General features: G+C 58.7%; 7 protein-coding genes. All 7 read left to right on the top strand.

Annotated features, from left to right (window positions below; translation table 11 throughout):
• Positions 1-400 precede the first annotated feature (400 nt).
• A complete protein-coding gene (locus LNV08_RS22700; RefSeq protein ID WP_263536024.1) occupies positions 401-1,567 on the top strand; it encodes a polysaccharide biosynthesis/export family protein in 1,167 nt (388 codons plus the stop codon).
• A 28-nt stretch (positions 1,568-1,595) separates the two neighbouring features.
• Positions 1,596-2,207 carry a DUF4214 domain-containing protein gene (locus LNV08_RS22695; protein WP_263536022.1) on the top strand — a complete coding sequence of 204 codons (612 nt, stop codon included), beginning with the start codon at positions 1,596-1,598 and terminating at the stop codon, positions 2,205-2,207.
• A gap of 11 nt (positions 2,208-2,218) precedes the next feature.
• Positions 2,219-6,286 carry a glycosyltransferase gene (locus LNV08_RS22690; RefSeq protein WP_263536021.1) on the top strand — a complete coding sequence of 1,356 codons (4,068 nt, stop codon included), beginning with the start codon at positions 2,219-2,221 and terminating at the stop codon, positions 6,284-6,286.
• 3 nt (positions 6,287-6,289) lie between these two features.
• Complete coding sequence (locus LNV08_RS22685; RefSeq protein ID WP_263536020.1) at positions 6,290-8,785, top strand: polysaccharide pyruvyl transferase family protein; 2,496 nt, start codon at positions 6,290-6,292, stop codon at positions 8,783-8,785.
• 181 nt (positions 8,786-8,966) lie between these two features.
• Positions 8,967-10,001: a GDP-mannose 4,6-dehydratase gene (gmd, locus tag LNV08_RS22680; RefSeq protein WP_263536019.1), complete on the top strand. Its 1,035-nt coding sequence runs from the start codon at positions 8,967-8,969 to the stop codon at positions 9,999-10,001.
• A 17-nt stretch (positions 10,002-10,018) separates the two neighbouring features.
• Entirely contained in the window at positions 10,019-10,963 is a 945-nt protein-coding gene (locus LNV08_RS22675; protein ID WP_263536023.1) for a GDP-mannose 4,6-dehydratase, read from the top strand.
• Positions 10,960-12,168, top strand: coding sequence for a methyltransferase domain-containing protein (locus LNV08_RS22670; RefSeq protein WP_263536018.1), 1,209 nt, complete (start codon positions 10,960-10,962; stop codon positions 12,166-12,168). Before LNV08_RS22675 ends, LNV08_RS22670 begins: the two co-directional genes overlap by 4 nt.
• The last annotated feature ends 99 nt before the right edge of the window (positions 12,169-12,267 follow it).

Genomic DNA, 12,267 nt, shown 5'->3' with positions numbered 1-12,267 from the left:
GAGGTGGGCGAGTTTGCGGAGCGGGTTATGCAGCGGTCTCATTACGGCGTACTGGCGTCGAACTGGTCGCGTCGAGCCAGAGCAGTTGGCATTGCGAAGACACAGCGGCCGGCGAAACTAGCGCCGTTTTGCCGCTCAGACCCGGCAAGTTCGGCGGTAGGCGGCCAAAAAGAGGCAGCCAACTGACCCAGACCCGCCCCGGTCAAGAAGGACTTAGCAGCGAATTTCTTGTGAGTGGCGCTGATTGTGCGGACTTGGAAGATTTTTCGAAACACAGGGCCGTACAGGCGCATGCCTCGATTGACAAGGCCAACCACCCAACGGAGAGGTGTGGCAATTGGTTAAAATAGCGCTCTATTGCTGGATCCTCCGGCATACCCACCTGATTCAGCGCACCTACGTGTACTCAAGCCTCCATACATCCAAGCGAACTCTATCCCTCGCCACTTGCGCGCTTCTGTTAAGTGCATGCGCACAGTTTCCAACCATCGGCCCAAGCCACAAAGAAGTTGAGGAGGCGACCTCAGCACCAACAGCGGCTGGTGTTATCCAACTCGTCAACGTCGATGAAGCCGTGGCGCGGAAACTGCTCGACGGTAAGAAGTCTCGCTTGTTCTCCGAGGCGCTGGGCGACATTCATTTGCCACAACTGATTGGTCCGGGCGATAGCATCGAAGTCAACATCTGGGAAGCACCGCCTGCGACCTTGTTTGGAGGCGGCGGCATCGATGTTCGCGCCCCAAGTTCCAGTCGGGCAACCACGCTGCCAGAACAGGTGGTCAATCGCGAGGGCTTGATTTCCGTGCCGTTCGCAGGGCGAATCCAGGCGAGCGGTAAATCGGCCCAATCACTTGAAACCGATATCGCGCAGCGACTCAAAGGCAAGGCAAATCAGCCGGAAGTGCTTGTCCGCATTGTGCGCAACGCATCGTCCACCGCCACGGTGGTCGGCGAAGTCCATAGCAGCCTGCGCTTACCCCTGACACCCAGCGGTGAGCGTGTGCTCGATGCCATTGCTGCCGCCGGCGGGGTCAAGCAGGCCGTCAGCAAGGTGACCGTCCAGGTGACTCGCGAGCGCCAGTTTCACAGTCTGCCTTTGGACACCATCATTCGCGATCCGGCACAAAACGTGCTACTGCGTCCCGGCGATGTTGTGACTGCCAGCTATCAGCCCTTGTCCTTCACCGCACTTGGTGCCACTGGCAAAAACGAGGAAATTGCATTTGAGACCCAGGGCATCAGTTTGGCCCAAGCTCTGGCCCGGGCAGGTGGTCTCCTCGATTCACGCTCAGATGCTCAGGCAGTTTTCATATTCCGCTTTGAGCCGGTCGCAGCACTTGACTGGCCCCGCCAGCCTGTGGCGAGCACTCCAGACGGCATGGTGCCGGTTGTCTACCGCATGAACGTCAAGGATCCAAGCAGCTTCTTTGCCATGCAGAGCTTTCCCATCAGTAACAAGGACATTTTGTATGTCAGCAACGCCCCCATCGCAGAATTTCAGAAGTTCTTGAACGTGGTCTTCTCTATCACCTATCCCGTGCTGAACACAATTCAGCTCACCAAGTAGCAATAACAGCATCCAGGCAGCACCCGACATGAGCGAGCAAGCAAGCAAAACAAGCGCTGGAGGACGCGTCAACTCGGTGAGCGCCCTGCTCGCGCTGGAGGACGAGAACTTTGTCAGATCCGCATACCTCAGCGTATTGGGCCGGGAAGTTGATGCCGATGGTCTGTCCAACTACCTCGGCCAGATCCGCGCAGGCGCCGAGCGTGGCGAGCTGACCGTTGTACTTGCCCTCTCCCAAGAAGGGCGACAACACAGCGCGAACGTCGAAGGCCTAGCGGAGTTGGTGGCACGCCTGCGCCCTCACCCAAAGCCGGCGTGGAAACGTGCCCTGCGGCGACTGCTGCTGCGACCCGACGTTTCGATGGTTGCGCAGTTGGAACGCCAGTTGCGCGCCACCGACAATCGGCTCTACCGCATCGGCCAGAACCTGGAGACTCTGCTGGCTGCTCACCATGCGGAGATCGTCGCGCTGCGGCATGACGTGGCTCAATTGCCGCTGCGCACCGAGCAAGCTTCGGTCCCCGAAAGCCCATCGGGCGTTGCGCCCGTCCATCACATCCGGATCGTCCCGATGCAAGCCGAGCGCATTTATCAAGACCTGCGTCGAGCCCAGTCCCGCCGCGTCGGTTTCCAGGCCTGACCAAAAACCGCATGCGAATCCTGATCGACCTGCAAGGCTGCCAGAACGGCAGCAAGAACCGCGGCATTGGCCGCTACTCCCTTTCCCTGACCAAAGCCTTGCTGAAGCACAGCGGCGAGCACGAGTTCTATGTGCTGTTGAACGAGATGTTCGTAGAGGAGGCTCGGTCGCTGAGGCAAGTGCTGGGTGAGCTGTTGCCGCCCGAACGCATCATCGGCTTTGAGGCCATCGGCCCCGTCGATGAACTTCGACCCGAAAACGCCTGGCGCCGCAAGGCGGCTTGCGTGCTGCGTGAAGCGCTGATTGCCGACCTGGCACCCGACGCATTGCTGATCAGCAGCATGGTCGAGGGGGCGATGGACGCCACCGTGACGTCGATCGGATGGATTCCGGGCCCGACGGTCGTAGCCTCCGTGCTCTACGACTTGATTCCCCTGCATGATCCTGAACGCTATATCGGTTGGGAGCCTGGAGCCCGCTGGTACTACGACAAGATGGATTCTCTTCGCCGAGCGGACTGCTTGCTGGCCATTTCGGAGTCTGCTGCGGCCGAAGCAGTCGAACTGCTTGGCGTACCGCCCTCTTGCGTCACGACAATCTCCACCGCTGCAGACGAGATATTCGTCGACGCGCAGGTGTCGGCGTTTGTCATGACGGCATGTCGGGAAAAATTTGCGCTGACTCATCCTTACTTGATGCATTCGGGCAATATCGAGCCACGTAAAAACTTCGAGGGCCTGATCCAGGCCTTCAGTGCCCTCCCCTTATCCCTGCGCAAGCAATATCAACTGGTGCTCGCAGGCAAGGTCAGCCCTGCCGACCTGGAGAAGCTGCAAGGCTTGGCCGAGATACTTGGATTAAAGCAAGGTTGTCTCGTGGTCACCGGGCACGTCAGCGACGAGGAGTTGATGGCTCTCTACGCGGGTTGCCACCTGTTCGTTTTTCCATCGCTACACGAAGGATTCGGACTGCCGGCGCTGGAGGCTATGCATTTCGGCGTACCGACGATCGGCTCGAACACCACCAGCATTCCCGAAGTCATTGGGCGTGCAGATGCCACGTTCGACCCCCACAGCGTCGCCGCCATCACTGCAGCTATTCAACGCTGCCTCAGTGACTCGGCGTTCTATGCGTCTCTGAAAGCCCATGCACTGGAGCAGTCAAAGCGCTTCAGTTGGGATGACTGCGCGACCCGCACCCTGCGAGCACTTGAGCTGACGGCCGCCAAGCGGGCGGCCGAACCATTAGCAGGTCTCGATTCAAACGCCCGCCGCGCACTGATCCTCAATGCACTGATCAGCCCGGAACGCGATACCGCCCCAAGCGAGCAAGAATTGCGCGGCGTTGCCCACTGCCTTGCCAGCAATCTCGACACAGTCGCTAGGTTGACTGCATCGGCGAACTGGGGGGGGAAATTATCCTGGCGGGTCGAAGGACCGTTCGACAGCACCTATAGCTTAGCCTTGCTCAACCGCGAGACGGCGCGTGCACTTGAGGCGCTCGGGCATACGGTTGCGCTGCACTCCACCGAAGGCCCTGGAGATTTCCCGGCCAACCCCCACTTTCTGGCCGCCAATCAAGATCTGGCCACCATGCATGCCCGTCTAGACAGCATGCCGCAGTCGGCCACTCACGTGACGAGCCGCAATCTGTACCCTCCTCGCGTTTCCGACATGGGCTCGCCGCTCAATCTATTGCACCACTATGCGTGGGAGGAGAGCGGCTTCCCGGCCGAGTGGGTGCAGAACTTCAACCAGCATTTGCAAGGCCTGACATGCTTGTCCGAGCATGTGCAGAAGGTGCTCATCGACAACGGCGTGAGCGTCCCCATGGTGACCTCGGGCTGCGGCGTCGATCACTGGGAGCGCGTCGTGGCAACCAGCAACGTCAGCTTCCCAGGCAAGCGATTTCGCGTGCTGCACGTTTCATCGTGCTTCCCGCGCAAGGGCGCAGATGCATTGCTTAAAGCCTTTGGTGCTGTGTTTTCCCAGGCTGACGATGTTTCACTGATCATCAAGACCTTCGCAAATCCGCACAACGACATCCATCAGCAGTTGGCAGCATGCCGAGCGGCCAACCCGCAGTACCCTGACGTCCATGTGATCGAGGGTGATCTGTCGGACAACGATCTGAAAGCGCTCTACCAGCAATGCCACGTTCTGGCGGCACCCAGCCGGGCCGAGGGCTTCGGCCTCCCTATGGCCGAGGCCATGCTGAGCGGACTGCCCGTCATCACAACAGCCTGGAGTGGTCAGTTGGACTTTTGCTCAGAGGAGAACTCCTGGCTGGTGGACTACACATTTACGCCCGCGCAGACTCATTTCAACGTGCATGGCTCGGTCTGGGCCGAACCCGATCACGATTCCCTGTGCGATGCTCTTCGCCGCGCGCGGGCCACATCCCCAGCTGAGCGCAGCAGGCGTGCTCAACACGGCCGCGATGTACTGCTGCGCCATTTCAAATGGACAGACGTTACGGCAAGAGCCGTCAACGCCACCCGGCAATGGGCGCAAGGTCAGGCAGGCCTCGGCCAGCCTCGCACCGGCTGGGTGACCACCTGGAACACCAAATGCGGCATCGCCTCGTATGCCCGACACATCCTCGAAGCCTCCGATCAAGCGGTCACCATCCTCGCACCGATCCAGGACGGCAGAGTCCGCACTGACGAAGACTTCGTTCATCGCTGCTGGGCGTCTGAAAAACAGAACAACCGGTTCGAATTGTTGGACGCCGCCATCACGGAGCACGACCTGAATACCTTGGTGGTGCAGTTCAATTACGGCTTCTTCAATCTAGAACAGTTCGCGGGGTTCTTGCACAGGCAGGTTGATGCGGGCAGAACCGTCATCGTCATGATGCATTCGACCGGTGACCCGGTGGCATTGGCTGAATGGGATATCAACTGGCGCCTCGTTACAGCGGCCGACGCTCTGCGGCGCTGCGCGCGTGTGCTGGTGCATGCCATCTCCGATCTGAATCGCCTAAAGCGCCTCGGGCTGGTGCAAAACGTCGCCCTGTTCCCTCACCCGATGCGACATATGGGCAAGCAACTGCCCGTGGCCTCTACGACGGAGCCCCGTGCCGATACCGCCACCGCGTTAATCGCCACATTTGGCTACTGCTTGCCGCACAAGGGCTTGCCCGAGGTACTCGAAGCGGTGGAACTCCTGCACAAGCGAGGGTTGCCGGTGCGGCTGCGAATGCTCAACGCGGAGTACCCCGACCCCGTCTCGGCTCAGCTGGTGGCGCAGTTGCGAAAGCGCGTCGTCGATAGCAATTTGCAAGACTTCGTCGAAGTACGCAGTGAATATCTTACTGACGACCAAGCTGCCGCACTGATGGCCGAAGCTGATTTGCTGGTCTTTGCCTACCAGAACACCGATGAATCCTCCAGTGCAGCGGTGCGCGATGGTTTGGCCACGGCTCGCCCCGTGGCTGTGACACCGATTCAGATATTCGACAACCTTGGTGACGCTGTGCATCGCTTCCCAGGCAGGAGCCCCGAAGACATCGCACTCGGCATCAATGCCGCACTGAAGACGGCCAACGCACCACAAATGATCCAGCATGCCAAACGCTGGCGTGATGCACATGAAGTGGATCCCCTTGCCGCGCGCCTGGTAGCCATGCAGCAGGCGCTGCTGCGCCCCGGCACACCGCGCCACTACCGCTTAGACGGATCGAGCCGCCTCCTGAGGTCGGCCGTAGGTTCCGCTCGCGGCAATCAGCTGCACAGCACGTGCAAGGAAGGGTACCTGCTGTTCGGGCCGTATCTGCAACTGCCAGCAGGGCATTATGTCGCCGAGCTGGATTGGAGCTACGAGGTGCTCTCCACCTCCGATTGCCATATCGAGGTGGCAGCGAATCATGGTGCCGAACTTCTTGCTCGCAAAACCGTCAAGCCAGGGCGTGTGGATGGTTCGGTGAGGACAAAGATTCCCTTTGTGTTGACCTGGCCTTGTGGCGACCTTGAGCTACGCCTGCATATTGCGTCGGACACCAAGGCCATCATCAATCACCTGACCGTCAAGCCAGTTGGCGCTGTTGCAGAAGTGGTCCCGACCGGCAAGACACACTAGCCGATGCGAATTCTCTTTTACGTCTTTCCAGGAATCCTGCCTCAAGGGCCGGAGTTCACTGCGGGATGGGCGCTATTGCTGGGTCGGCTTCGCCGAGGTCTTGCCGCTAGAGAGGATGTGCATACCTGGATGGTTGTCCCTGAGCGGCAGCGCACTTACCTTGTCGAAGCAAATCTTGACACCGATGTCGGCTACGTTGACGAGTTGAGTCTGCAGCGCGGCGCCCAGGCAGCATTCGCGGACTACGCCTCTCTCACCAGGTTCGGTGAGGATGTACGCGAGAACGGAGATAGACCGAATCTGGCGCAGAGCTTGGTCTTGAAGCATGTGGCTATCGCGGCAGCTGGATTCGAGCCTGATGTCGTCGTGACCTTTGGAATGCCGGCACGGTATCTGAACTGCATTTGGCCTGCCGCGGTGGTTTTTCATGCAGAAGTCAGCGCGTTTTCTCGCAACCCGTACCCCATGTCGATGTTTCTGGACCATGTGGGAATCTACCGAAGTGCAGCGTTTTCCGGAAAGGAAGCGGCGCATCATTTGACCGGGTTTACTTCGTCAAAGGAATTGCTTGATGACTTCCGTCGATCCAAACACGCTGCATTGCAACAGCACGATCCGTTCAAGGACATGGATTGGCGTCATCGCTTCCCACGCTTGGTGCTGTTACCTCTGCAAGTCTCGAACTACTTCTCCTTCGATGAGCAGTGTGTCTTTCGTACCCAGTTCGAATACTTGCTGGGCATGCTTGACGCCATGTCAGGTGACGTGGGCGTAATCGTCACCGAATACGTTCAGTGGGGGCATGTGCTTGAGGATGCCGGGCCAAACCGGAACTTGCGTTGGTTGCGTGAGCGCTACCCGCAATTGATTTTCAACGAGGCATTCAGAGGCTACGAATCCAGCTCGCAATATTTGCTTCCGCGGGTGGAAGGTGTCTACACCGTGACTTCCAATCTTGGAATCCAGAGCCTGCTCCTGCGCAAGCGACTTGGCACCGCAGTAGGCAGCTTTCTTGCTGGTCTGGCGCATGACGAAGGTGGCAGAGCATTTTTTGGGGAAGTCAGTGCAGGCAAGCCTGAGCCGCGAGATGGATTTCTGCGCTGGTATCTGGAGCGTTACGCCGTGCCCATGACGCTGCTTGAAAACGGGGATTGGCTGGTCGACTACCTTCGGCGCCGGTGCAAGGCCATCAGGCAGGCGGGCGACGGGCTGGGTGGTTTTGTAGCGGTAGATACGACCGCAATCCTCCGGGAACATTGGCTCGACGAGAAAGCCATAAGCGCAGCAGGACGGTATGAGACACCTCGTTTGTCAATGGCCAGGTACGCGGCGATTCAGGAGGTGGACGGGCTCGTCGCTGCAGAGCAAGCGCTTGCCCGACGCGCAGATCTGGACCTTGGTGGGCCGGGGTATTTGCTACTTAACGATACGCGGTCAATCGATGGCTTTTCCCATTTGGGCAGCAATGCGGTCACTGGTTTGATCGAGGACGAACTCACCCAGGCTGGACTTACCTGCCTCGCGCGCGTCAGCTTGGAAGAAGACTGCGTCAAAGTGCTTGAGCGTCTAGATATGCGGCGATTGCGCATCGCAGTCTTCAACGGTGAGGACTCGATTCACCATGACAACCCCCGAATCCGTCGCATGATGGATCTGTGCGTTCACCTGCGAGATAGGGGCGTCGCTTGCGTGCTGATCAACTCCGTGTGGCATGCAAATACCGCCGCTACGGGAAAGCTATTGGAATGCTTCGATATCGTTGCGGTCCGAGAGAGCCGCAGCCTTACCGGCATCCGGGAATGGCGTCCAGACGCCCGCCTAGTGCCAGACTTGACGCTTGCTGCTTTTCCGCAGCAAGGTTTTGCTGCTAACAGTGTTCGGGCATACAACGGGAATCGCTCGGGATTGGTGGTTCTCGACCACGTTCACGCCTCGGCGACCGATGCATTGATGTCGTTTGCTCGCCATCAGCAACTACCCGCTTTTCTCATGGGACGATTGCACGTGCCAACTCGCATCGCCGCAGCCGGCGGCTCCTGGCTTCTTGGCCAACAGGCATATCCAAGGATCTTCAGGTCGGCGGACGCAATGGCAAAGGCAACCGGTTGCGTGACAGGCCGCTACCACGGGCTCATCGCCGCGTTGTGTGCTGGCGTTCCGTCTTTGGCTCTACCTACAAACACACCCATGATTGAAGGGCTTTTCGGTGATGTGGGTCTCGACCGCAAATTTCTTCTTCCTGCCTCATGGCGGTCAACCGATATGCAAGCGCGCATGCATGCTGTGGAGGAGAGCTTGTCTTTGTGGGGGGAATCCGAGTCGGCTTTGGTCCAGGCATATCGGGAATCCGCCAATGAAGCGATCCAACGGCTGTTCAATGACATTCGCTTCCTTGCGCTGGACCCGGCGACTCGTCCCGCCGCGCAAGTGCATGAAGACAAGTGGAGTAATTGCTCTCCTACTGATGGGCACCAATCTTTGCATTCCGCGTTTGGATAGTTTATGGCGGACGCCCAGACTGGGCATGCTGAGGAAATGCGAAGGCGCGCACTGGCTCGGGCGGGTATGTTCCATTACTACAATACTTACAACAACATCCTATCCGTGCTCAAACGCCGCATGGAATTGGTGAAATCTGGCCGTTAAACGACGGCTCTTTCAATTGGATATCTTAAACATTATGAAAACTGCAATCATTACCGGCGTTTCAGGCCAAGACGGCGCTTACCTTACCGAACTGCTCCTCTCCAAGGGATACACCGTCTACGGTACCTATCGCCGCACCAGTTCCGTCAACTTCTGGCGCATGGAAGAATTGGGCGTTCTCAATCACCCCAATCTGCACTTGGTCGAGTTCGATCTGACCGACCTGAGCACCTGCATCCGCTTGCTGCAATCGTCCGGAGCCACCGAGATTTACAACTTGGCCGCGCAGAGCTTTGTGGGTGTTTCTTTCGAGCAGCCAGTCACAACTGCAGAGATCACCGGGGTGGGCGCGGTGCACCTGCTGGAAGCCATCCGCATCGTCAACCCGAAGGTGCGCTTCTACCAAGCTAGCACGTCAGAAATGTTTGGCAAGGTTCAAGCGATACCGCAGATCGAAAGCACGCCGTTCTACCCGCGCAGCCCATATGGCGTGGCCAAGTTGTATGCACATTGGATGACGATCAACTACCGCGAGAGTTACGGAATCTTTGGCTCCAGCGGCATTCTGTTCAACCACGAATCTCCGCTGCGAGGCCGCGAGTTCGTGACCCGCAAGATCACCGACAGCATCGCCAAGATCAAGCTGGGCAAACTGGATGTGCTGGAGCTTGGCAATATGGACGCCAAACGCGACTGGGGCTTTGCCAAGGACTATGTCGAAGGCATGTGGCGCATTCTGCAAGCCGAACAGCCCGACACCTACGTGCTGGCCACCAACCGCATGGAGACCGTGCGCGATTTCGTAACCATGGCTGGCAAGGCTGCGGGCATTAGCCTGGAGTTCCGCGGTACGGCAGAGAATGAAACGGCTGTCGATACAGCAACAGGCAAGACAGTTGTGCGCGTCAACCCACGCTTCTACCGCCCCGCCGAGGTGGAGTTGCTGATCGGCAGCCCTGAGAAGGCCAAGCGCGAACTGGGCTGGGAGCCAAAGACCACTTTGGAAGAACTGTGCGCCATGATGGTGGCGGCCGACCTGCGCCGCAACGAGATCGGTTTCTCGTTCTAAAGCGGACGACAGCGCCTATGTCTCGCATCCTCATCACCGGGGTCAACGGCTTCACGGGGCGCTACCTGGCACCCGACTTGGCGGCCCAAGGGCATGAAGTTCATGGTCTGGTGTATCAGTTGCCAGGGGCCGACGAGCCGTTGACTGAAGGCGTAAATCACTTGCATGCATGCAATTTGCTTGATGCCGCCCCGCTCTCCAGGCTCATCCATGAGCTCAAGCCGGACAAAGTGGCCCATCTCGCAGCCATTGCCTTTGTTGGCCACGGTGATGTCGATGCGATTTACCGGACCAACATCCTAGGGACACGCAATTTGCTGCAGGCCTTGGCCAGCTCAAACGTGCCGCCGACGGCGGTACTCCTGGCAAGCAGCGCGAACGTGTACGGCAATGCAACGGCCGGCGTGATCGATGAATCGACCACTCCGGCACCAGCCAACGACTACGCAGTCAGCAAGCTTGCAATGGAGTACATGGCAGCCACTTGGCGGTCGCAATTGCCCATCACGGTGGTGCGGCCGTTCAACTACACCGGCGTCGGTCAGACCGAGAATTTCCTGCTGCCGAAAATCGTCGCGCATTTTGCCAAGCGTGCGCCGGTGCTGGAGTTGGGCAATCTGGACGTGGAGCGCGATTTCTCCGATGTGCGCACCCTTGTGCAGTGCTACAGCCGATTGTTGAGCACGCCCTCCGCTGGGCAGGTGCTCAATGTTTGCTCAGGGCACGGACAGTCGCTGAAGAGCATTCTGGCGATGGCTGCCGAAATCACCGGCTATATGCCGGAGATTCGTGTCAACCCGGCCTTTGTGCGAGCCAACGAGGTGCACAAGCTGGTGGGTAGTTGTGCGCGGCTAGAGCGGGTAATCGGACCTGTCAATGCGATTCCCATCAAAAAGACGCTGGCCTGGATGATTGAAGCGGCAATGCCGCCATCAGCGCACGGAGCAGGATCTCTAAAGTGAATTTTTCTGGTTATGTTTCGGCGGCCACATCAGTGAACAAGGTGGCAGCCGGTCGGAGCTTTTCCGTGCAGGTCCGAGTTCACAATCGCTCCGGCCAGGCATGGCCTGCAGACACATTGCACCCACTGAATGCCTCTTACCACTGGGATAGCGCCACTACCGGCGCGACGACCGTTCATGACGGCCATCGCAGCCCTCTGACACCGGCCACTGTCGAGGACGATGGGTATGCGGATGCCGAGTTGATGGTCAGCGCCCCCAAACTGGCAGGGTACTATCGCCTGGTCGTGACAGTTGTTGCGGAAAGTCTGGCCTGGCTGGAACAGCACGGGCTGACGCCTGCCGTGCTGGAAATCGAAGTTGCCGTCGCACAATCGGCCGTTGCAAAACGGCAGGGCACAGACATCGAGTGGGAGCGCTGGGGAGCGGATGATCCTTATTTCGGCGTCCTGACCTCCCCGCAGTTTCGGCAGCAAGCAATGACCGACGATGCGAGGGCCGTTTTCTTCGCCAGTGGTCATGCCCATGTGACGCAGGTTCTGAATACCTGCAGAGCGCATTTGGTACCTGACTTTGCTCCAAATAGGGTGCTGGACTTCGGCTGCGGCGTGGGGCGACTGGTCATCCCGTTCGCCAGCGTTGCGCACGAGGTGGTCGGGCTGGACATCTCACCCTCCATGCTGGCAGAGGCTGCGCGCAACTGCCATGAGCAGTCGGCATTCAATGTGGAACTACTTCCTTCAGACGACACGTTATCGGCGCTGGATGGCGACTTCGATCTGGTCCACAGCAGCATCGTGTTGCAGCATGTTGAAGTGAGCCGAGGCAGGATCTTGTTCGAGCAGCTGGTGCAACGCATCCGCCCGGGAGGCTTGGGCGCGATGCAGATTACCTATGGCTGGGATATTTACGCCGACAGCTTTGGCCAGCAGCCGGCAAAACCGGCAGGGCCTCCCCCGAAGTTGTGGCAAGTGCTCAAGGGCGAAATCAAGTCGCATTTGCCGAGGAAGACAAGGTCCTTTGCCTCAGGTGCGGCTACGTCGGCTGTCGCCCCGGATCCTGAGATGCAGATGAATTTCTACAATCTCAGTGAGCTTATGTTTCTCTTGCAAGGTGCGGGCGTTTCGCGGGTTTACAGCGAACTTACTGACCATGGCGGTGCGTTAGGCATTTTCCTGTATTTCCAGAAACCGCCGATTGGCTAAGGTGCGGATTTCAGCGATCCCGGACAGTCATTTCAGCGTGATGGAGGACATCCACCAGGAGAGACCGCTGCATAACCCGCTCCGCAAACTCGCCCACCT

The organism is Paucibacter sp. TC2R-5 (genome assembly GCF_025717605.1).
Lineage (GTDB): Bacteria > Pseudomonadota > Gammaproteobacteria > Burkholderiales > Burkholderiaceae_C > Paucibacter_A > Paucibacter_A albus.
Note: the sequence above shows the minus strand (reverse complement) of the source record. Positions and strands in the feature narration are given on the sequence as shown.

Bases quoted from the DNA above. Each gene is read 5' to 3' on its own strand.
- LNV08_RS22695 (WP_263536022.1), top strand. From the start codon at position 1,596: ATGAGCGAGCAAGCAAGCAAAACAAGCGCTGGAGGACGCGTCAACTCG.
- LNV08_RS22690 (WP_263536021.1), top strand. From the start codon at position 2,219: ATGCGAATCCTGATCGACCTGCAAGGCTGCCAGAACGGCAGCAAGAAC.
- LNV08_RS22685 (WP_263536020.1), top strand. From the start codon at position 6,290: ATGCGAATTCTCTTTTACGTCTTTCCAGGAATCCTGCCTCAAGGGCCG.
- gmd (WP_263536019.1), top strand. From the start codon at position 8,967: ATGAAAACTGCAATCATTACCGGCGTTTCAGGCCAAGACGGCGCTTAC.
- LNV08_RS22675 (WP_263536023.1), top strand. From the start codon at position 10,019: ATGTCTCGCATCCTCATCACCGGGGTCAACGGCTTCACGGGGCGCTAC.